At 54.7% G+C, this 20887-nt stretch carries 21 protein-coding genes; 8 read left to right on the top strand and 13 right to left on the bottom strand.

The annotated features are described in order from the left end of the window. Positions 1–66 precede the first annotated feature (66 nt). The 4 genes from gshAB to KNP79_RS14440 all read right to left on the bottom strand — a co-directional run bounded on the left by gshAB (position 67) and on the right by KNP79_RS14440 (position 4474). Entirely contained in the window at positions 67–2358 is a 2292-nt protein-coding gene (gene gshAB, locus KNP79_RS14425) for a bifunctional glutamate--cysteine ligase GshA/glutathione synthetase GshB (RefSeq protein WP_215192839.1), read from the bottom strand. Next, on the bottom strand, positions 2342–3691 hold the full coding sequence (locus KNP79_RS14430) for an MATE family efflux transporter (protein WP_371743439.1): 1350 nt from the start codon (positions 3689–3691) through the stop codon (positions 2342–2344). Before KNP79_RS14430 ends, gshAB begins: the two co-directional genes overlap by 17 nt. Before the next feature lie 112 nt (positions 3692–3803). Beyond that, positions 3804–4268 (bottom strand): hypothetical protein, encoded by a 465-nt coding sequence (locus KNP79_RS14435; RefSeq protein WP_214753608.1) that lies wholly within the window; start codon positions 4266–4268, stop codon positions 3804–3806. Next, on the bottom strand, positions 4265–4474 hold the full coding sequence (locus KNP79_RS14440; protein WP_021066034.1) for a helix-turn-helix transcriptional regulator: 210 nt from the start codon (positions 4472–4474) through the stop codon (positions 4265–4267). Before KNP79_RS14440 ends, KNP79_RS14435 begins: the two co-directional genes overlap by 4 nt. A 119-nt stretch (positions 4475–4593) precedes the next feature. On the opposite strand from KNP79_RS14440, the gene KNP79_RS14445 reads away from it, so the two are divergent. After that, positions 4594–5526 (top strand): ring-cleaving dioxygenase, encoded by a 933-nt coding sequence (locus tag KNP79_RS14445; protein WP_214753610.1) that lies wholly within the window; start codon positions 4594–4596, stop codon positions 5524–5526. A 22-nt stretch (positions 5527–5548) separates the two neighbouring features. On the opposite strand, the gene KNP79_RS14450 is transcribed toward KNP79_RS14445, so the two are convergent. Beyond that, positions 5549–5989, bottom strand: coding sequence for an RrF2 family transcriptional regulator (locus tag KNP79_RS14450; RefSeq protein ID WP_021066036.1), 441 nt, complete (start codon positions 5987–5989; stop codon positions 5549–5551). 190 nt (positions 5990–6179) lie between these two features. On the opposite strand from KNP79_RS14450, the gene KNP79_RS14455 reads away from it, so the two are divergent. After that, positions 6180–7280: a globin domain-containing protein gene (locus KNP79_RS14455; protein ID WP_214753612.1), complete on the top strand. Its 1101-nt coding sequence runs from the start codon at positions 6180–6182 to the stop codon at positions 7278–7280. Between the two features lie 60 nt (positions 7281–7340). Here KNP79_RS14455 and KNP79_RS14460 read toward each other — a convergent pair whose 3' ends face one another. The 5 genes from KNP79_RS14460 to KNP79_RS14480 all read right to left on the bottom strand — a co-directional run bounded on the left by KNP79_RS14460 (position 7341) and on the right by KNP79_RS14480 (position 10659). Further along, positions 7341–7880 (bottom strand): hypothetical protein, encoded by a 540-nt coding sequence (locus KNP79_RS14460; RefSeq protein WP_214796617.1) that lies wholly within the window; start codon positions 7878–7880, stop codon positions 7341–7343. Positions 7881–8208: 328 nt separating this feature from the next. Then, positions 8209–8622 (bottom strand): DUF350 domain-containing protein, encoded by a 414-nt coding sequence (locus KNP79_RS14465; protein WP_021066039.1) that lies wholly within the window; start codon positions 8620–8622, stop codon positions 8209–8211. Continuing rightward, positions 8619–9842 (bottom strand): glutathionylspermidine synthase family protein, encoded by a 1224-nt coding sequence (locus KNP79_RS14470; RefSeq protein WP_215192840.1) that lies wholly within the window; start codon positions 9840–9842, stop codon positions 8619–8621. Before KNP79_RS14470 ends, KNP79_RS14465 begins: the two co-directional genes overlap by 4 nt. Next, complete coding sequence (locus KNP79_RS14475; protein ID WP_214792153.1) at positions 9839–10204, bottom strand: hypothetical protein; 366 nt, start codon at positions 10202–10204, stop codon at positions 9839–9841. Before KNP79_RS14475 ends, KNP79_RS14470 begins: the two co-directional genes overlap by 4 nt. Beyond that, on the bottom strand, positions 10201–10659 hold the full coding sequence (locus KNP79_RS14480; RefSeq protein ID WP_215192841.1) for a hypothetical protein: 459 nt from the start codon (positions 10657–10659) through the stop codon (positions 10201–10203). The genes KNP79_RS14475 and KNP79_RS14480 overlap by 4 nt, the downstream gene beginning before the upstream one ends. Positions 10660–10762: 103 nt before the next feature. Here KNP79_RS14480 and KNP79_RS14485 point away from each other — a divergent pair, with 103 nt between their 5' ends. From KNP79_RS14485 to amyS, 5 genes are all read left to right on the top strand, one after another. Continuing rightward, a complete protein-coding gene (locus tag KNP79_RS14485) occupies positions 10763–11794 on the top strand; it encodes an ion channel (RefSeq protein WP_214711064.1) in 1032 nt (343 codons plus the stop codon). Continuing rightward, positions 11794–12921: a YfbR-like 5'-deoxynucleotidase gene (locus tag KNP79_RS14490; protein WP_034779389.1), complete on the top strand. Its 1128-nt coding sequence runs from the start codon at positions 11794–11796 to the stop codon at positions 12919–12921. The genes KNP79_RS14485 and KNP79_RS14490 overlap by 1 nt, the downstream gene beginning before the upstream one ends. Positions 12922–13035: 114 nt before the next feature. Beyond that, entirely contained in the window at positions 13036–13368 is a 333-nt protein-coding gene (locus tag KNP79_RS14495; RefSeq protein ID WP_215192842.1) for a PadR family transcriptional regulator, read from the top strand. Next, complete coding sequence (locus KNP79_RS14500) at positions 13365–13892, top strand: DUF2812 domain-containing protein (RefSeq protein WP_215192843.1); 528 nt, start codon at positions 13365–13367, stop codon at positions 13890–13892. The genes KNP79_RS14495 and KNP79_RS14500 overlap by 4 nt, the downstream gene beginning before the upstream one ends. 198 nt (positions 13893–14090) lie before the next feature. Continuing rightward, positions 14091–15608, top strand: a complete 1518-nt coding sequence (gene amyS, locus KNP79_RS14505; protein ID WP_251130184.1) for an alpha-amylase — start codon at positions 14091–14093, stop codon at positions 15606–15608. Positions 15609–15664: 56 nt separating this feature from the next. On the opposite strand, the gene KNP79_RS14510 is transcribed toward amyS, so the two are convergent. Beyond that, a complete protein-coding gene (locus KNP79_RS14510) occupies positions 15665–16495 on the bottom strand; it encodes a lipoate--protein ligase family protein (RefSeq protein ID WP_215192844.1) in 831 nt (276 codons plus the stop codon). 18 nt (positions 16496–16513) lie between these two features. Further along, a complete protein-coding gene (gene lipA / locus KNP79_RS14515; protein WP_371743440.1) occupies positions 16514–17413 on the bottom strand; it encodes a lipoyl synthase in 900 nt (299 codons plus the stop codon). A 326-nt stretch (positions 17414–17739) separates the two neighbouring features. On the opposite strand from lipA, the gene KNP79_RS14520 reads away from it, so the two are divergent. Further along, positions 17740–19689, top strand: coding sequence for a glycoside hydrolase family 3 protein (locus KNP79_RS14520; RefSeq protein WP_215192846.1), 1950 nt, complete (start codon positions 17740–17742; stop codon positions 19687–19689). A gap of 278 nt (positions 19690–19967) precedes the next feature. Here KNP79_RS14520 and KNP79_RS14525 read toward each other — a convergent pair. After that, positions 19968–20887: RNA-guided endonuclease InsQ/TnpB family protein (locus tag KNP79_RS14525; protein ID WP_215192847.1), on the bottom strand; the 920-nt coding region annotated here is incomplete at its 5' end.

The raw sequence follows: 20887 nt of genomic DNA on the forward strand, positions 1-20887 counted from the left end.
CTTTCTCGAGAAAGAAGATACATCTGTCTAATCAATGTAGTCTCTATTCCCGATTCGTGGACCTCTTCAACCTTTTCCGTCAAATAACAAATCGAGCACGGTCTCGCCGATTGGCCGTTCCTTGCCTTCGTACGGGAAGGCGTGGATATGGATGGCCGGATTGAAGTTCAGCTCGATGATGCCATAGTCGTTATCTCCATCAAGTGAGGGAATCATCATATCGACGCCGCAAATCGTCGCACCGATCGCTTTTGCTGAATCGACCGCAATCTGTTTATAGAAGTCGGCGATTCGGTCCGTATAGTCGATGCTGTCACCGCCTGTGCTGATGTTTGAGTTCTCACGCAAGAAGACGAGCTCACCATCGGCGAGGACACTGTCCGGTGTCTTGCCTTGAGAACGGAGGAAAGCCACGACGATGTCATCGATGTCGATTTTTTCGAGCGGTGTCTTATAACCTTTGCCCCGGAGAGGATCCTCATTTTTTTTGGCGACGAGCTCACGGATCGTCGACACACCGTCCCCGGTCACGTTCGCCGGGACGCGGTGTAAAATGCCTGCGACTTCGTCTCCGATGACGAGGAAACGATACTCTTTCCCGGGCAGGAACGTCTCGAGCAGGACGACGTCGTCAAACGCACGGGCGTGACGGAACGCCTCGAGCGTCTCGTCGAACGTCGTGCCGTCCTTGAAGATGTGGATGCCGATGCCAAAGTTCGTCGATTTCGGTTTCAAGACGATCGGCTGGTTCGCGAACGTAGACCAGGCGTCTTGTAAATCGACTTCACTCCGGAGTTCGACCCCGCTCGGCACCCGGATGCCCTGTTCGGCGAGTATGTGTTTCGTTACCGTCTTATTTTCCATCATGAGGACAGAGACGTAGTTATCTTTCGACGTCTTCGTCGCTTGTTTGACGTATTCGGTCTGGTTACCGTTCCGGATTCGGATGAACTGATCATCCCGGTCAATCACGTCGACGGCATAGCCGCGTTTCAAGGCCGCCTTCATCAAAATCTGCGTCGACAGCTCCATATCCGTGTAGCCGTGCATCCGGAACCGGTTAGCGTACACATCTTGATAGAACATTTCGGCTTGCCGGAGCGACCAGGACGTGTAGCCGTCTGTCGTCATGGCGGAAGTAAGCCTCGACGCGTAAGTCGCCTCGACATGGTCAATCCGATCCCGGACAGAGGCGAAGACATCATCGAACCCGAGGGTGTAACGTTCATTGAACGCTTCAATCTCGTCGAGCAAATCGCGTGCGTACGTCTGAAGCGGCACCGCCTCGCCATCGCGGTACAGCAAGAGCGTTGGGGATAGGCCTTCTTTCGCCACGCGTTGCTGGTTGTGGAACGCCTCGGCTTGCCAGTCCGTAAATCGTGTCTCGTCTTTCAACGTCAAGTAGAGCAAGAAGACGTGCAGGAACTTCAAGTCGGACAGGGCGATGCCGGTCTTCTCGAACGGGTTGAGGTCGATGTTACGAATCTCGATGTAATCGATGCCGTTCGTCTCCAGTCGTTCCAAGTCATTGCCGCCCCGTGACGTCTTCAGCCGAATCGGAGAGTAGAGCTCGTTCGGGTTGGCGATGTCACCTTGGGCGATGAAGCGGCGCACGCTCGCGGTGTAGTCCGAGAGCGTTGAATAGTCCGGGTAGAGCGGCTCGACATTCGTGTAGCCGCAGTCACTATTCCGGTACGACAACGCCGTCGTATTCGAATACACGTCCTCGCTGAGTGCCTGCATTTGACTGACGCAACGTTCTTCATAGCTCGTATGGACAGCCGGTGTCCCGCCTAACAGATAGACGACGAGCCAACGCGTCCGTAAATAGTTGCGGACGAGTTTTAAATAAAGGTCGTTCTTGAAACGGTCGTAGCGTTCCGGCGATCCTTCATAGAGGGCGGCAATCAACTCGTCTGCGAACGAGAAGTTGAAATGGATGCCCGAGATGAGCTGTTTTTTCGCCCCGTATTTTTGGAGCAGGTGTTCCCGATAGCGGCCGGCCTCGAGTCCTGAATTGCCGAAATCCGCGAGCGGGATGACCCCGCCGTCCGGAAGCGCGCACGGCATCGATTGCGGCCAAAGCCGTTCATCGCCGATGTTAAGTGCCGTGACGTCGTACAGTGTCTCTAAGAAATTGTGCGCCGCTTCGACGGTCGGAAACGTCGGGGTGATTAGTTCAATCTGACTTTCCGAGAAGTCGGTCGTAATATACGGGTGCGTCGCCTTGTCACCGAGTCCTGCCGGATGCTTCGTTACGGCGAGCGTCCCTTCAGGTGTCACGCGGAGCATCTCACGCTCGATGGCGAAAAGCCCGTGCAACAGTTGTTTGCTTAGTTGATTAAATCGCTTCTGCAAGGGAAGTCACTTCCTTTTTCATTAGTCGGACATAGAGTACGGAGACGAGCCCTTTGACGATGCTTGAGATGGCGATGCTCCACCAAATGGCATCGAGACCGAGATAGGGCTCGAGGGCAAGCGCGAGCGGGATGCGGGCGACGGTGAAGACGATTGAGATTGTCGCTGGGATCTTCGGCAGACCGAGCCCCGAGAAATAACCGTTCCCGATCATCTCGAAGGAGGCGAAGATGAGCGAGATCCCGATGATCCGTAAATAATTCGCGCCAATGTCAATCGTTCTCGGATCATCGACGAACAGCCCGATCAGGACGTCCGGTACGAATAAAAACACGAGGGTGATCAGCCCGGTATACAAGACACCGAGCCGCGTTGTCACCCGGTAGCCTTCATGGACCCGGTCGACTTTGCGGGCGCCGAGATTTTGTCCCGTATAACTCGCGATGGCGCCGTTCAGCCCACCGATCATCATATAGGCGATCGACTCGATTTGAAGCCCGATGCGCTGGGCCGCGATCGCTTCGGTCCCGTATGAGCCGATCATGCGAGCGAGGAAAATGCTGATGACCGTGAACAAGACGCGCTGGGTCGCCATCGGGAAACCGAGGCGAAGAATCTCTATATAGTCCGTGCGATTTGGTTCGACGGTCTCCTCCCAATCGAATAAAGCGCGGGCCCGGTGCCAGAAGAAACCGAACATGACGACGTTCGCGACGAGCGTCGCGAGACCGGCACCGACGACCCCGAGTCCGAGCGGATAGATGAAGAGCGGTGACAGGATCATATTGAGCGTGACCCCGGTCGCGTTGATACGCATTGCCGTCGTCGTATTGCCATAGGCACTGAACAGACGGGCGAACAGCAAGTTGAAGAACGAGAACACGAGCATCGGTGCACTGACGAGCAAATAGTTGTACGCCAATCGTTCGACAATCGGTGCATTCATGTTCAAAAATCCGATGAGCGTCTGGCCGAGTACAGCGAGAAGGACGACGAACAACAGTCCGATCCCGAGGTTCATTCGCCTCCCGGCCCGGACGTAGCGCTGAATCAACTCCTGATCCCGCCGCCCGACGGCTTGCGACACTTTGATGCCGGCGCCGACGACGATGAGCGATTGAATCGCCTGACCGAGCATGATATAAAAACTGGCCGCGCCGATGCTGGCGACGGCATCGCTGCCGAGCGCGCCGACCCAGAACATATCGACGAGACTATAGGTGAACTGTAAAAGCGAACTGCCGACGAGCGGAAGGGCGAGCGCCACGATGACGCGTTGAACCTGACCGGTCGTCAAATCGATGGTTTTCACGATGAAAGACTCCTTCAACACATTTAGTATATAACCATTTAGTTATATATAAGCACGACGTGACCGAATTCGCAATCGTAGGGAACGACTCGACGAAAAATCGACACAAAAAAAGGAATTCGATGTGAATTCCTTAATGGGTATAGGCGCGGATCCAAGTCGTCATGTAGACGAGTGTCGAGATGATCAGTGTCGAGGCGAGCGCGTAAATCGGATAGGCTGGGAGCGCATTCTCGAACAGCGGATAAAACATGAACGACGCCATGAGGAGCGGTACGGTGATCCCGAACGAGACGTAGGCCGCTTTCGTCGCTTTCGCCGTGATGATTTGTTCCCGCTCGTCGACTTCGCTAAATTCCGTCATCCGGACCGACCATTGGCCGAAGCTTAAATTTTGGTTCGGGCGCGTCTTGAACGAATAGACCGTCCAAACGATGAAGAAGCCGACTAACAGCAAGAGCGGCAATAAGTTAAACTCAATTTCGAATCGGTCGGTCTCGATGACGGTCGACACGTCAGACAAGAACGAACTGAACAGAAATGCCATCAGGACGTACAAGATGATGCTGGAGATGGATTGGATGACGACGTGTTTCAATTTGTTTCCTCCTCGATTGTGAAAATAGATTCGACCGGTTCCTCGAACACGCGGGCGATTTGCATCGCCAGCAGAAGCGACGGGGTGTAGCTCCCTTTTTCGAGCGAGATGATCGTCTGTCTCGTCACACCGACCTTGGCTGCCAAGTCGCCTTGGGTCAATTGATGCCGGGCCCGCAACTCTTTGACGCGATTGATTAATGGCATGCCGCCACCTCATTTCTTATTTCTATCCTCAGTGTAAAATAAACTTTACTTAATGTAAAGCTAACTTTACTTATTTGTGGATGGTACAATATAATCAAAGTCGAAAGGGGAGAAGTTGGATGAAGGCGATTATAGGACAACATCACGTGTCGGCGATGACGGGGGACGCGTTGAAGAACTTGCGATTCTATACGGAAGTCCTCGGGATGCGGCTTGTCAAAAAGACGGTCAACCAAGACGATCCGTCGATGTACCACTTGTTTTACGCAGATGAATCGGGGACACCGGGGACGGATTTAACGTTCTTCGAGCTACCGTTTCTCGGACAGACGTATAAAGGATCGAGCAGCATCTCACGGACGGCGCTCCGGGTGCCGGAAGGGGCAATGTCGTACTGGCTTGAGCGATTTTCCGAATTCGGTGTACTTCATGATCCGGTAGAGGATGTACTAGGGCGGCCAACGCTCTACTTCGAAGATGAGGAAGGACAACGGCTCTGTCTCGTCGAGGGCGGGTCAGGGACGCCGTGGAAAAACGGACCGGTGCCGGCGGACGTCGCCGTCTTCGGCCTCGGATTTAGCGAGTGGACGGTGCGGCGAATTGAGAAGACGGAACGGGTGCTGACGGACGTGCTCGGATATCGCTTCGTGTCTGAGTTCGAGCGAAACGGTCAATCGGTTCGTGTGTTCGAGACGGGGGATGGCGGTGTGGCGACAGAGATTCATCTCGTCGACCGTCCCGATTTGCCATCGGAGCGCCCGGGCCGGGGTAGTGTCCACCACGTCGCAATCCGCGTCGAGGATGATTTGGAGATGGCGCGTTGGGTCGAGCGGCTCGATTCATTCGGCATCAGTCATTCAGGTCTGATCGACCGTTATTATTTCAAATCGATTTATTTCCGCGAACCGAGCGGGATTTTGGTGGAACTCGCGACGGACGGACCTGGTTTTACGACCGACGAATCCCTCGAGACGCTCGGAGAACGCTTGGCGCTGCCGCCGTTTCTCGAGCCACGACGAGCCGAGATCGAAGCCAAATTGAAGCCGCTATAACAGGAAAACCCGACAGACTATTTCAGTCCGTCGGGTTTTGTATGCCTAGCAACATGGCCAGTTCGTTCGTCCGGTTAGCGACGAGGTCGGCAATCGTGTAGCGGTCGAGCACGTGCAGGAAGGCGAGCATTGCCTCGTTCAAGACGCTCCGCAAATCGCATGCGGGCGCGATGACACATCGTCCCTCGCCGAAACATTCGACGAGCTCGAACGGTTCCATCGTCCGGACGACGTCGCCGACGTTGATGTCCTCCATCGGTCGGGCGAGTCGGAAACCGCCGCCACGGCCGCGCACCGATTCGAGATAACCGTGCTTGCCGAGCTCATAGACGACTTTCATGACGTGATTCTTTGAAATCTGATATTGATCCGCCACTTCTTGAATCGTCACGAGACGATGGGAGAACGTGGCGCTATACATGAGTGTTCGGAGTGCGTAATCGCACGTTTGCGTGAGCCGCATGATGTTTCACCTCTTCATCCGTTCATTGTACAAGACATCTGACGAAAGCGCGACGATGGAAGATGTGAAAAAAGCGTGGCGGATTCAAGGCGGAAATTTGAACTTGTGTCTAAACAAGTATTTTATATATTGCTTTTGAAGTGACTTACCTCACATAATGGACGTGTACTTTCAAAAAGGGGGAAACAATATGTTAGATCAACAAACCATGGATATCGTCAAAGCAACAGCACCGGTCTTGAAAGACCACGGTGTTGCCATCACGAGTCACTTCTATAAGCGCATGTTCGAAAACAACCCAGAAGTCCGCCACTTCTTCAACCATACGAACCAAAAACGCGGTCGTCAGCCAGAGGCGCTCGCCAACGCTGTCTACGCGGCAGCCGTCCATATCGATCGTCTCGAAGCGATTCTTCCGGCCATCCAACCGGCGCTTCATAAACATAAGAGCTTGAACATCCGTCCGGAACATTATCCGATTGTCGGCGAGAACTTACTCGGCGCGATTCAAGACGTGCTCGGTGAAGCAGCCACGCCGGACATCATTGACGCGTGGGCGAAAGCATATGGTGTCATCGCCGACGTCTTCATCTCACTCGAGAAACAGATGTATGCCGATGCGCCATGGATTGGTTTCAAACCGTTCACGGTCGCTGAAGTGATCGAAGACACGCCGGAAGTGAAACGATTCCGAATCAAAGCGAACGATGGCGTCGTCGGGACGGCCATCCCAGGTCAATACATCTCGGTCCAAGCTCGTATCGCTGGGGAAGACATCTTGCACCATCGTCAATATAGCGTCGTCGAGACGACAGAAGACGGCTACTGGATCGCTCCGAAAGCGGAAGGGCTCGTCTCAAACTGGCTCCACGAGCAGACGGTCGGCACGGAAATTCCAGTGAGCGCGCCGGCTGGTGAATTCGTGCTTGAAGACACGGACCGCCCGCTCACACTCGTCGCTGGCGGGATCGGTATCACACCGCTCTTCAACATGGCGAAAACGGCACTCGGCCAAGGGCGTTCAGTCACGTTGTTGCACGCGGTCCGTAGCACGAACCTCCGTCCGCTCGGTGAAGAGCTCGATGAACTCGTGAACGCTGGTCTTCAGCTCATCACGCACGTCGATGACGTATCAGGCTGTATGAGTGCAAAACAACTCGAAGCACTTGATGTCGAGGGACACGACGTCTACACGTGCGGTCCGACCGCGATGATGGAGACGGTCGTCCAAACGATTCCACAAGCCCGTTACGAGTTCTTCGGTCCATCGGCCGTACTTGCCAAAGCATAAGAAAAGACGACTGCCAAAACAGTCGTCACATCACCGCAGACCGGTCATCGGTTTGCGGTTTTATAATTCTTCCGCATGCATCACATTTCTGTCGCCGTCGAGCGTCTCAAGTGTCTCGAATCTACCCCGTTGTGATTCACCGAGCGTGATCAAGTAAGACATGACGTACCCTTCGTCTCGAGGGTCGTTCACGGTGTATGTCTCGCTCCAATCCGAACCGCTCAGTCGCACGTAAGCCACATCTTCCGGTTTTTCGTTGAAGCGAATCCCGATGTATTCATCAGTCGTATTGCCAAAGTGAATCGAATCGAACGGTTTTTCTTCAATCGTGTCCCATGTCGACACGCTGAAGCCTCCATCTGAATTCATGATACCGAGACCGAGAATCGTCTCGTCTTCATTCGTAAATAAGACGACGGTGCTGCCTTCTACGTATGTGTACCAGCCTTGGGCGGTCATGTGCTCATGCAGTTTTTGTTGCGCCTGTGCCAAAGGTTGTTTTCGTTGCTCGTCCTGATAATACCCGACGCCGGCCGTGACCGAAATCGTGATGACGATGAGCATGCCCATCAGCAATAGTACGAGTCCACGTTTTGACATTTTTCTCCCCCTTGCCTCGATTTTGATTTCAGATTAATGAATGGTGTCGAGAACTTGCCCATGTTGTTTTAACGTTTGAAGGGTAAAGCTCTTCTTTGGGGCGTTATCTAATATGATGATGTGGGTTGTAGAAAAGTCGTCATCATCAATGGCGTTTAAAGCATGCCTCTCTTGATAATGATTGCCGGTTATTTGAATAAAGGCGACATCTTGAGGACGTTCATTTGCGAAACAAATGAGCAAAGCCCAAGTCAGTCTGCGTGTAGACGTTTCATTCTTCCTCTACAAGTACAGCCCATGCCTCTTTATGAGTGCATGGGCTGTTTGATTAGTACGTCAAGCTCGCGGCGACGATGATGCCGACGACGAGTGAGGCGGAGAAAAGGCTAATCCCGATGGCGAGGTTGCCGTTCTCGACTTCTTTCTCTAAGTTCACGCCTGGCGTCAGGACGTATTCAAACGTCCAGAAGGCGAGCACTTGAGCGAGAATCCCGACGAGTCCCCAGATGAAGGCGTCGAGCAGGTTGACGCTGTTCGCCCACACCGTGTAGATGACGATGGCGAGTCCGATCGCTTTCCCCCAAAGTTTCAAGGCGACGGCGACGTTACCTTCTTTAATCAATTTACGTTCCGAATACTTCGTCGTAAGGGCGAAGACGACAAGTCCGGCTAAAATCAGGCCAAACCCTGTGCCGAGGTGAGCGAGGAAGCTCAAGATGGAATCGAGCGTGATGAACGTCATAAGTTATTCTCCTTTGTTGTGCCGATGGCTAAGTAGTAAGACTGGTTGTTCGTAATCATGCTGCCGGCGCGGACGCCGAGAGCGGACGGATGGCCGTTCAAGCAAAAACAGCCGACCATGTAGTGCGTCTCAAGCGGACCGTTGACCGTGTTCGTCAGACGGGTCGGCAGCTCGATGAACTGTTGATACACCGCCGTCTCGTCCGCGTACGTCTGGAGCGCCTCTTTATGGAACGGGACACCGGCTTGGTCGTATAGGATGACCGAGTCGCCTTCTCGGCCGAAAGCGGGCTTTTGTACGTATGCGCTCTTGCCGATAAACGGTTCGGCCTCGAGATACGTCGGTAAAAAGTACGTCTCGATGATGGAACGTTCCGCTGTGTCAAAATATGTATCGGTCTCATACAGTTCCCAAATGAGCGCCTGAACGCCTTTAGACTGCATGAGAAACGCCGAGAGCGGATTGAGGAGCGAGACGTGTTTGGCCGCGTTCAGTTCGAGCAGGCGGATGCCGATCAAATCACCATTGGGTGCCCGGTCGTCGACCAGATGCTCGATCGGGTACGTCTGCCGATATAACACGTCGACTTTTTCCCCGGACGGTGTGAACACGCCGTCCGTATCGACGAGCAAACGGTCGAGCGGGACGAACTCGGACGGCAAGTCGAGCGTCTCTTGGAGGAAACGCGTCGTCCATTTGTCCTCGATGTTGTCATCGTGGGCCGTGAAGACGATTTTCGGTGTCCCGTCCCGGCCGAGTCGCTGCCACGCCGCGATGACGGCTTTTCGAAGTTCGGTCTTGAGCTCGTCGGTCGACGTCGCGTTCGGGTCATCGAGTCCGAATTCTGTCGTCACATAGCCGTTCACATCGAACAATTCTTTGATGAACGTCGGTGTATCGGCATTGAACTCCATCAATTTGATGGTGCCGTCTTTGACGATCCAGTCATAGCGGCCAATCACCGTCTCTTGCGGCAGCGCCTTGTCCCGAAGGAACGGCAAGCTCGCCTCGGGATAACCGAGCAAGCGGAGCGTATCGTCCGGGAGCGTTCGCAACAGCCGGTTCGTCTTGCGGAAAATCGTATCGACGTCACGCGTCGCCACCCGAATCTGCCTCACCGCGTCCGTGGACATGGTGAGACAGTCGTAAAGGGCGTATTCCTCGTCGTTCAAGTCAGGCCAAAAGAAAGGGATTTGGCCGAATAATGCGTCCCGTTTCATCCCCCGAAGCCGCCTCGTGAGCCGCTCCCGAGTCCCGATTTGGAACTTGAGTTTGATTTGTTCGGGGTGATGCTGTTGGCGCCGCCATTCGAACGGTAATTCTTATAAGACGAGGAGTTCTTCAATGCACTCTTTGAATTGAACAAGCTACCGAGTAAGAAGAAGCTCCCGAAGTGAGGGGAGCGCTCGTCGTCACAGTAATATGACTCCGTCTCATCATCCCAGTCCCAATCGTCGCACTCATAGCCCGTCGGTTCTTCCGGTAACGTTGCTTGTTCGGTTTCGTCGGTGCCACACGCCGCGAGTGAAGCGGTTAATACCGCGGCTGACAGACCGCTCAAGATTTTTTTGCTTGTCTTCATGGTGATTCCTCCAATGTATAACCTGTAGGGGTGACGTAAATGACATAGACGCCACGATCTTCGTCCGCCTCGGCCGAGTCACGTTCATATTCTTTGCCGGCGACGTACAAGTACTGGCTGCCGAGCATGGCGAGCGCGTCGAGATGGCGGTCGACGTAATACGCCTCGAGCATCGGATTGTCGAAGCGGTCGTCGAGCGTGCGAATCTCAACTTTGATGTCGCTCGTCTCGTGCTTGTCGACGGGGCCTTCCGTGTAGCGGTCGACGTAAATCAAGAAGTATTGCTCGCCTTCGAGCGCCGAGGAGCGCTGTTTGTAGGTCATGCCGTCCTTGACGAAAAATTCGCATTCGCGGCGGGCGAGTACTTCATCGAGGCCGAGCGATGTATAATGGTAGAGTGGCTCGAAGGAAAGCTCATTTTTATAAAGTCGATATTCTAAAACGATTGAGTTCATGACGTCGTCCTTTCTTTTTTCTTTCTATACGGAACCGAACGTAACGTGGTTTCGTAAATCAAGTAAGTTGTCTCTAGTATATAGGAAAAGGAGGGAATTTTCTGTGCATATCTTTTTTCGTGTCTGGCGCGGATTATCGAAATTATCGTTTTTGAACGTCGTCTTGGCATCGCTAGGCATCATCTTGACCGGTACCGTCCTCGGGTTTGTGCTCGAGCCCGAGACGTTCCCGTCGATGTTCGACTCGTTTTGGTGGACAATGACGACGCTCACGACCGTCGGATACGGTGACTTTTTTCCGACATCGGTCGCGGGACGTTGGCTCGGGATTTTCTTGTTCCTGTTCGGGATCGGGATTATCGGGGCGTTGATTGGAAAACTCGTTGAAGTCGGTGCGACGTTTCAACGGTTAAAACGGGAGGGGAAGTTAGTGTATCGAGGAGAAGGGCATTACGTCTATATCGGCTGGTCGCCGAAGACGAAAAAGGCAATTGATGAAGTGCTCGTCTATGAGCCAAAGGCCGAGATCGTCTTAATCGATCAGTTGAAGCAAGAACCGTACGACCACGATCACGTCCACTTCGTCCACGGTGACGCGTCGGACGAGTCCGTGCTCTTGCAGGCCAATATTTTAAAGGCGCGCCGGGTCGCCATCTTCGCGGATGCCCGCATCACGGAGACGCTCCTCGCCGACGGCAAGTCGCTCCTCATCGCCTCGGCGGTCGAAGCGCTCTCGTCTGAACGCGGCGTCGATTTGCATACGGTCGTCGAGGTGTGCGAAGAACGGAACATCTCGAAATTCAAACACGTCCGAATCGACGACTTTATTCTCGCGAACGACTCGGTGTCACTCCTCATGGCGAAAGCGACGCTGCAGCCGGGGACGACATCGATTTTCCGTCAGCTGCTTAGTAAACAGTCAGGCGGCAACATCCAGGCGCTCGCGCCGAAACCGGAATGGACGACCATCCGGGACGCTGCGGAAAGCTTGTTACATCAAGGCGTCACGTTAATCGCCGTCAACGACCGTCTCGATTACGCGACGGTGCTCGATACACCGCTTCAGGCGAGCGATATGCTTTACATCGTCTGTCACGATGACTCGTGGGAGCGACTGAACCAAGGAGGAATTTGATGCATAACGGAACGTTTATCCGCAAGATGACACGCATGCAGAACGTGCAACGCTGGGACGAGTATGCGCCGCATTATCATGATAACGCGGCAAGCCACAGTTTCCGCGTCGCTGTCTTCAGCTTAATTGCCGCATACTACGAAGAGAACAAAGGACAGGACGTCAACTTGCTCGACGTGCTCGGCAAGGCGCTGTTCCATGATATGAATGAAGTGCAGACCGGACCGATCATGCATCGGACGAAAAAAGAACCGACGCTCAAAGAACATATCGAACGGATGGAGCGGACGGCGAGTCTCGGCCTCGTCGAGTTGTTGTCGCAGTCGCTGCGGCCGCATTTCTATCGTTTCCTCGTCGAGGCGGAGGACGACTCATTCGAAGGACGGCTCGTCGACGGCATCGACTCGTTCGACGCGATGCTGTTCGTGCGGCGCGAAGTCGGACACGGCTCGCCCCATTTCGTCGCGAAGCTTGAAGAGATGAAAGCAGCCCTGCGCAATCATCCGCTCGAATCGGTCCGCTGGCTCTACGAACAAGTCGAGGCGGAGACCGACGTGGCGACGTTCATCGAGAACGTCATGCGGATGGACAGCGTAAGGCGTTGGAAAGGCCGTTTCAATACGATCGACGATAACGACGCCATCCATGGATTCCGGGCGGCCGCGCTCGGGCTGTTCAGCGGCTTGTTGGAGCGCGAGAAGTATGACGTCGACGTCGATGTCGCCGAACTGACGGCGCGTCTCCTCTGCCACGACCTCGTCGAAGGGGTGACCGGGGACGTGCTCGGACCGGTGAAACATTCGACCGCGGAGACCGGTGCGGCGTTCGAAGCATACGAACGAGCCGAGAGCGAGGCGTTGTTGTCGCTCCTGCCTGACTACATGCAGCCGGCGTTCCGTCGCTATATGGCCGATTCGAAAGATGACACGTACGAAGGGATGCTCGTCGATATGATGGACAAGCTCGACGCGCTCATCAAGATGAACATGGAGCGGAAGATGAACGGGGCCGAGTACGAGGTCACGTATCGGGAGCAGCTCCGTAAAGTGCAGATGCGTTACGAGAACCCGAGCATGTTGTTTTTCTTGGCGTACATCTTGCACGATTTAGATTACGTCACTAGTTAACGAGGTCGCAGACGAACCGTCTGCGGCTTTTTATATATCATTCATTGACATATATCATTCAACGATATATAGTGAGGGTAAGATATATCAATGAATGATATAGGAGGTGGCGGGATGCCACGTAACGACACGATCGAGCTCGGAGAATTGACCGACAGCATGTTCTACATTCTCCTCGCCTTGACCGAGGCGCGTCACGGCTACTTGATTATGCAGTTCGTCGAGGAGTTGACGAACGGGCGAATTAAGATTGGCCCGGCGTCGATGTATACGATTATCAAAAAGCTCGTGAACGCACAACTCATCGAGCCACTCGACGGAGACGGGAAGAAGAAGAGTTATATGATTACGACGCAAGGCCGCGCACTCGTGGCTGAGGACTTGAAACGACGACAAGCAATCGTTGACGATGCACGCTTCATTTTGGAAGGGGAGGGACACCGATGAAACGGAAATATATGTCGAGTTGGGGGCTGGCGTTCGCCGAAGAGCGGGAGATGAAAAAGCTAGGGGAGATGGCAGCTCGTGGCTGGCATTTAGAGAAGTTCGCTCCACTCGGCTATAGGCTCGTCGAAGGAGAGCCGATGGACGTACGCTACAGTCTCGATTATCGCAAACAGCCTGACGAGGATTACTTTGAGCTGTTCGCCGCGAGCGGGTGGGAGCACGTGACGTCGACCGGTGATGAGATTCACGTATTCAAAGGCAGTCCGGACGCGACACCTCTCTATACCGATCGCCAGACGACCCAAGAGAAATATGGGCAAGTCGAGCGTGCGATGGGGCGGGGTGCGCTCATCTGCTTGCTGTTATCACTTGGATTTGTGTTCATGCTCCAATTGGATTGGCCGCAGACGGCGGAAGCCATCATTTTGGTGTTACAGACGCTTGTCGTCATCGGGCTCGTCTTCACAGGACTCCCGTATCTCGGTTTCCTCGTGAAGCGAAAACGTTTGGAACGGAATGAATGACTAGGCGGATGGCACAAGCCATCCGTTTTGTTTTGGTCGACTGAACTATTCAAGAAAAAAATAGTTAGGTGCAGAGAACTGTTTTATGGAAATCCTCTATTCAACCAAAATAGAATCGGGCATGATAATTAATGAAATCGCTTGCATTCATTTTGAAGAGGAGGAACGGGCATGGGTAAAAGACGGAAAGGGTTAGCGATGACGGCTGGTGTCACCGCGATTGCACTGCTCGCCGGGCAACCGGTCGCACAGGCGGCGACGCCGCAAAACGGTACGATGATGCAGTACTTTGAATGGTACGTCCCGAACGACGGGCTGCATTGGAACCGACTATCGAATGACTCGCAGCACTTGAAAGACATCGGGGTGACGACGGTGTGGATTCCGCCGGCGTACAAAGGCACGTCACAGAACGATGTCGGGTATGGGGCGTACGATTTATACGATCTCGGCGAATTCAACCAAAAAGGGACGACCCGGACGAAGTACGGGACGAAAGCGCAGCTCCAGACCGCCATCTCGAACTTGCGCGGTAAAGGGATCGGTGTGTACGGCGACGTCGTCATGAATCACAAGGGCGGGGCCGATTATACCGAATCCGTTCAGGCGATCGAGGTCAATCCGTCGAACCGGAACCAAGAAACGTCCGGTGAGTATGGCATCTCGGCCTGGACCGGGTTCAACTTCGCGGGGCGCAACAATACATACTCGCCATTCAAATGGCGCTGGTACCATTTTGACGGCACCGATTGGGATCAGTCACGCAGCTTGAGCCGCATCTATAAATTTAAGAGCACGGGCAAGGCGTGGGACACGGACGTGTCGAACGAGAACGGCAACTATGATTATCTTATGTATGCCGACGTCGATTTCGAGCATCCTGAGGTCCGCCAAGAGATGAAGAACTGGGGTAAATGGTACGCCGACTCGCTCGGGCTCGACGGCTTCCGGTTGGACGCGGTCAAACATATCAGCCACTCGTATTTGAAGGAGTGGGTGACGAGCGTGCGCCAGACGACCGGGAAAGAGATGTTCACGGTCGCCGAGTATTGGAAGAACGACCTCGGTGCCATCAACGACTATCTGTATAAGACGGGCTACACGCATTCCGTCTTCGATGTGCCGCTCCATTACAACTTCCAAGCGGCTGGTAACGGCGGCGGGAATTACGATATGCGAAACATCTTGAAAGGCACCGTCACCGAACAGCATCCGTCGCTGTCCGTGACGATTGTCGATAACCACGACTCACAGCCGGGCCAGTCGCTCGAGTCGACGGTCGCCAACTGGTTCAAACCGCTCGCCTACGCGACGATCATGACGCGCGGTCAAGGCTATCCGGCCCTCTTCTACGGGGACTATTATGGAACGAAAGGGACGACGAACCGTGAGATCCCGAACATGTCGGGCACGCTCCAACCGATTCTGAAGGCACGAAAAGACTTCGCCTACGGGACGCAGCATGACTATCTCGATCATCAGGACGTCATCGGCTGGACACGTGAAGGGGTGACCGACCGCGCCAAATCGGGTCTCGCGACAATCCTATCGGACGGTCCGGGCGGCTCGAAGTGGATGTACGTCGGCAAACAGAACGCCGGCGAGGTATGGAAAGACATGACGAACAACAACTCCCGTCTCGTCACGATCAATGCTGACGGCTGGGGTCAGTTCTTCGTCAACGGAGGCTCGGTCTCGATTTATACGCAACAATAACGAAAACACCCGATCGAAGTGAGGTGACCCTCTCTTCAATCGGGTGTTGTTTGGATTTAGCGTTTCCAGACCCATTCGTCACTCTCGTACTTGGCGACGAGTTGCTGAATCTCTTGTTGCTGCGCCTCGTTGAACGTCAGCGGTTCGAACGTCAAATCGAACGCGTCACGGAACCCGTCCGTGAACGCTGCCGCGACCTCGTCGAAGGCGACCGGTCGGCCGAGTGTCTCGTTCAAGGAGACGGCCTTGTCACCAAAGCGGGCTTTCGCCTCCGCCTTCGCATCGGCCTCGAGATTGAAGCAGTCGAACAAGACGTCATCGTCAATCGACAATGGGATTGACCCGTGTTGCAAGACGGCGCCTTGGTGGCGCACTTGGGCGCTCCCGGCAATCTTTTTCCCGTCGACGGCGAGCTCGTAGTACGAAGCGGCGTCAAAACAGACGGCCGACTTCGGTTTTCGGAGCGCCTCGCGGTCTGCCTCGGTCAATGGTACCGAGAATTCGGCCGGGACGCCGAGCGCGTGGTAGCCGCGACGCACCCCTTCGGTCAGGAGGCGATAGCTCTCGATGACGTTCGTCGGCAAGGACGGCATCGTCTCAGGCAAGATGACGCTATACGTCAGTTCATCTGCGTGCAAGACGGCCCGCCCACCGGTCAAACGGCGGACGACCGGGATGCCATTCAACGCGAGCGCGTCGCGGTCGAGGTCGCGCGTCGCCCGTTGGAAGCGCCCGACGCTGATGGCGTGCGGGGCCCAGGCGTAAAAACGGAGTGTCGGTTTCATGTCGCCGCGTGCGACCCAGCCGGCGATGGCCTCGTCGATGGCCATGTTCTCGGCCGGGGACAGCGGGGCGGTGTGAAGCAAATGCCATGTCGTTCCAGTCATATGTGTCTCTTCTTTCTCTTAGTCGATTGGCAACATCGTATGACGACGCGCCTTGTGGACTTGTTCGTCCGCATGATATGAAGAACGGACGAGCGGTCCGGCTTCACAGTGGGAGAAGCCTTTCGCCAAGGCGATCTCTTTCAACTCGGCGAACTCATCTGGATGGTAGTAACGCTCGACGTCGAGATGCTTCTTCGTCGGCTGCAAGTATTGGCCAAGCGTGAGGATATCGACGTGGTGGGCCCGCAGGTCATCCATCGCCTCAATCAACTCTTCGCGTGTCTCGCCGAGTCCGACCATGATCGACGACTTCGTCGGGATGTCCGGGTTCAGTTCTTTCGACCGTTTCAAAAATTCGAGCGTCCGGTCGTACGTCGCTTTGGCGCGGACTCTCGGCGTCAAACGGCGGACCGTCTCCAAGTTGTGGTTCATGATGTCCGGTCCGGCATCGATGAGCGTCTGGAGCGCCGAGAAGTCACCCATCATATCGGACGGGAGCACTTCGATTGACGTCTCCGGATTCATGCTACGGACAGCGCGGACTGTCTCGGCGAAGACGGTCGCCCCGTAATCGTTCAAGTCGTCGCGGGCGACGGCCGTGATGACGACGTGCTTCAAATTCATGAGACGGACCGATTCGGCGACGCGTTTCGGTTCTTCCCAGTCGAGCTCGTTCGGTTTGCCTGTCGTGACGGCGCAGAAGCGGCAAGCCCGCGTACAGATACTTCCGAGAATCATGAACGTCGCCGTGCGGCGGACGGCCCAACATTCGTGGATGTTCGGACATTTCGCCTCTTCACAGACGGTATGTAGATTTTTCTCGCGCATCATCTTTTTGAGACCGGTGTATGTCTCGTTCGTGTTCAGTTTAATCTTTAACCATTCCGGCTTTCGTTTCAGTTCCCCTCGTGCCAAGATGATTTCCCCCTTTTTGAAAGTTAACCCCTAACAAAAAGAGTTTACCAAAGATGAGGACGAATTCGAACCAGCGAAATTATTGGCTTTGCCAATACAGCTTGGATGTGTGTCAAAACAGAACATATATTTCAAAATGGTTACGCTTTCATGCGAAGTGTTGTTTCCCATTTTTTGAATTGCTATACTGACGTTGACCACCTGAATAAGGACCATATGTAACTGATACGATCAGGCATGGGGTGAACGAGCGTTGGTGAGGCAACGCTTCTTCCTCCATGCCTTTTTGTTTGGGGGTCGGGGAAACTTTCAAAAAAGGAGTGGGGAACATGAACAAAGCATTGAACTGGACGGCGACACTGGGGCTAACGACAGCGCTACTCGTCTCATCGGTCCCGATGGCGACTGCGGTCGTAGCGGAGGAGACGCCAGCAACGTCGATTGAGCAGCGTGTGGACGCCAAGCTCGCGTCGATGACGCTTGAACAAAAGCTCGGTCAAATGATCATGCCAGACTTCCGATTATGGAACGGGGCGAACCATACGGCACTCGCGACAGATGTGGCGCGCGTCGTCGATCGGTTTGACCTTGGGGGTGTCATCTTGTTCGCGGAAAACGTGACTGAGACCGAACAGACGACGAAACTCGTCCACGACCTCCAAGAAGTCGTCAAACAAGACGAAAGCAACGACGTACCGCTCTTCATCACGATTGACCAAGAGGGTGGAATCGTGACACGTCTCGGAACGGGCACGAACTTGCCGGGTAACATGGCGCTCGGGGCGACACGGAGCAGCCAGTACGCATACGACGCGGGGAATATTATCGGTTCGGAGTTGAACGCTCTCGGGGTGAACGTCAACTTCGGTCCGGTGCTAGACGTCAACAACAATCCGGCCAACCCGGTCATCGGCGTCCGCTCGTTCTCGAGCGACCCGGAACTCGTCGGCGAGCTCGGCTCGGCGATGACACAAGGGATTCAAGACCAAGGTGTCGCTGCGACGGCGAAGCATTTCCCGGGTCATGGTGACACGGCGGTCGACTCGCATTACGGACTTCCGATCGTCGACAAATCGCTCGAAGATTTACGCGGTCTCGAACTGTTGCCGTTCAAACGAGCCATCACCGAAGGCATCGATATGATCATGACGGCACACATCGGGATGCCACAAATCGAGGATGAGGTCGTCAACTCGCCGCGCGGCACATTCCCGCTCCCGGCGACGCTCTCGGACGACGTCATCACGGGCGTGTTACGGGAAGACATGGGATATGACGGGATCGTCATCACGGACGCTTTGAACATGCAGGCGATTGCCGATAACTTCACGGAAGCCGAAGCGGTCATCAAGACGTTCGATGCGGGCGTGGATATCGCGCTCATGCCGACGATTTTACGGTCGAACGCGGACGTCGTGAAGCTCGAGACGATCTTTGACGACGTCATCGCGGCCGTCGAAGACGGACGCCTGTCAGAAGAGAAGATTGATGCAGCGGTCGAGCGGATTTTGACGCTCAAAGCGGAACGCGGCATTTGGCAAGAGTCGGTCGACACGACGACGCTCGAGGCGAAACTCGCCGAGGCGAACGCGGTCGTCGGCAGTGCCGAGCATAAAGCGAAAGAACGTGAGATCGCCGAGGCGGCCGTCACGCTCGTGAAGAACGACGACAAGACGCTTCCGTTCAAACCGAAAAAAGGTGAGACGGTCCTCGTCTTGTCACCGGCGAAAGACCAGACGGACAGCATGATCAAGACGATCAAGTCGCTCGAGAAGAACGCCGGCAACATGAAAGACGTGAACGTCATCGCCGCGAACTATACGGCATCGACGAAACACTTAGATCAAAACCCAGACTTGAAAGCGAAACTCGATGCGGCCGACTATATCATTGTCGGTTCGAACGTGAACAACAGCGCCAAGCTGAAATCGACGTCGGCTGACAACTACGTGCCGGCCGAAGTGTTCCGTTACGCGAACGAGACGGGCAAGAAGTCAGTCTTGCTCAGCCTGCGTAACCCGTACGATGTGGCGGTTCAGCCGGACGCACCGGCCCAGCTCATCATCTACGGCTTCAAAGGTGACCCGAACGGACCGGACTCAGAGGCGGGCAATGTCAAATCGGCAGGACCGAACCTCCCGGCCGGCATTCGCGCCATCTTCGGCGAAGTCAAACCGACGGGCAAACTCCCGGTCGACGTACCCACGTTCGAGAACGGCGTGTTCGGCGACGATCTCCACCTTGAATTCGGTGACGGATTCCGCAACTGGAATAAATGAACAAAAAACCGCGAGCGCCCCATGAGGGTGCTCGCGGTTTTTCATTTGAATAACGTATCAAGGATGGCGTAGTTGACGGTTTCGAACTCGCGGTCACGGAGACCGTGTCCTTGTTCCAAATTAAAACTTTGACACTCCCACGGCTAAAGCCGCAAGCCCATCCCTTCAGGATGGGTGGGATTCAGAAGTGCCCGTGCGGACGCAGGCCATTTCTGTTTTGTCCGAGCCTTCAGATGAGGGTGTGCCATCACCCCTCCCGAGACAGACCCTATAGGTTCTCAGGCTGGTTGACTGTCACCATCAACCACAGGTGCGTATCGGATGTTCATCGCACCGACTAGATCTCTATGCTTCTTGAATCCGCATGAACACGAATATGTCCGATCTTTCGCTTTATTTCGGCTCCCGCAAGAAGGACATGTCTGAGATGTGTATGCAGGGTTGACATATTCGACCTTGATTCCTTCTAACTTCGCCTTGTATTCGATGAATGTGGCTAAGCGATAGAACGACCAGGTGTGCAGGTTCTTGGCGTTTTTACGGCTTGTGCTTGCCGTCTGTCGGATGTTCGCCAGTCTTTCGAGGCGGATGACAGAGATATGGTTCTCTTTCGCGAAGTCGACGATCCCACGGCTCACCTTGTGATCCTTGTCTCGCATCCAGCGCTGTTCTTTGTTGTCCAGTTTCTTGATTGCCTTCAGTTTCTTGTGTTGACCGAGCTCTTTCCGCTTCGCCCGGAACTTGCGCTTCATATACTTGTTCTCGCGCCCGTTCCCGAAGAACCGCGCTTTGTCGCAGCCCGTGGACGCGACGGCAGGGACTTTCAGGCCGAGGTCCACCCCGAGCACGTTGGTGCCCGTCTTCTCCGTCGTGCGGATCGTGACGGCGATCTGGGCGATCCATTTGTTCGACTTCTTCGTGATGCGGAGCGTCCCGAGCTTGTTGGCGAGGAGCGTGGCGTTCCGGTTGTCCGGGTCGACCATGTCGGCGAGGAGGGCCGTCTTCTTCACCTTCCCGTCGATGATGATCGGGAGGGAGACCGATTCGAAGTCGAACGAGTAGTTCTGGTTGTTCCAGGTGCAGTACGGCCTCTTCAGGACCGGGACGATCTGGAAGTCCTTCTTCTTCGCCCTCTTGAACATGCTCTTCGCGTCCTGGATGGCCTGGTTCTTGACGGCGCTCGGCAGGTCCGCCGTGA

Origin of the sequence: Exiguobacterium sp. s7 (assembly GCF_018618195.1) — a bacterium.
Classification (GTDB): Bacteria; Bacillota; Bacilli; order Exiguobacteriales; family Exiguobacteriaceae; genus Exiguobacterium; species Exiguobacterium mexicanum_A.

Coding starts and splice junctions, on each gene's coding strand:
- KNP79_RS14440 (WP_021066034.1), bottom strand. CDS start 4,474: ATGCCATTAATCAATCGCGTCAAAGAGTTGCGGGCCCGGCATCAATTG.
- KNP79_RS14445 (WP_214753610.1), top strand. CDS start 4,594: ATGAAGGCGATTATAGGACAACATCACGTGTCGGCGATGACGGGGGAC.
- KNP79_RS14450 (WP_021066036.1), bottom strand. CDS start 5,989: ATGCGGCTCACGCAAACGTGCGATTACGCACTCCGAACACTCATGTAT.
- KNP79_RS14455 (WP_214753612.1), top strand. CDS start 6,180: ATGTTAGATCAACAAACCATGGATATCGTCAAAGCAACAGCACCGGTC.
- KNP79_RS14460 (WP_214796617.1), bottom strand. CDS start 7,880: ATGTCAAAACGTGGACTCGTACTATTGCTGATGGGCATGCTCATCGTC.
- KNP79_RS14465 (WP_021066039.1), bottom strand. CDS start 8,622: ATGACGTTCATCACGCTCGATTCCATCTTGAGCTTCCTCGCTCACCTC.
- KNP79_RS14470 (WP_215192840.1), bottom strand. CDS start 9,842: ATGAAACGGGACGCATTATTCGGCCAAATCCCTTTCTTTTGGCCTGAC.
- KNP79_RS14475 (WP_214792153.1), bottom strand. CDS start 10,204: ATGAAGACAAGCAAAAAAATCTTGAGCGGTCTGTCAGCCGCGGTATTA.
- KNP79_RS14480 (WP_215192841.1), bottom strand. CDS start 10,659: ATGAACTCAATCGTTTTAGAATATCGACTTTATAAAAATGAGCTTTCC.
- KNP79_RS14490 (WP_034779389.1), top strand. CDS start 11,794: ATGCATAACGGAACGTTTATCCGCAAGATGACACGCATGCAGAACGTG.
- KNP79_RS14495 (WP_215192842.1), top strand. CDS start 13,036: ATGCCACGTAACGACACGATCGAGCTCGGAGAATTGACCGACAGCATG.
- KNP79_RS14500 (WP_215192843.1), top strand. CDS start 13,365: ATGAAACGGAAATATATGTCGAGTTGGGGGCTGGCGTTCGCCGAAGAG.
- amyS (WP_251130184.1), top strand. CDS start 14,091: ATGACGGCTGGTGTCACCGCGATTGCACTGCTCGCCGGGCAACCGGTC.
- KNP79_RS14510 (WP_215192844.1), bottom strand. CDS start 16,495: ATGACTGGAACGACATGGCATTTGCTTCACACCGCCCCGCTGTCCCCG.
- KNP79_RS14520 (WP_215192846.1), top strand. CDS start 17,740: ATGAACAAAGCATTGAACTGGACGGCGACACTGGGGCTAACGACAGCG.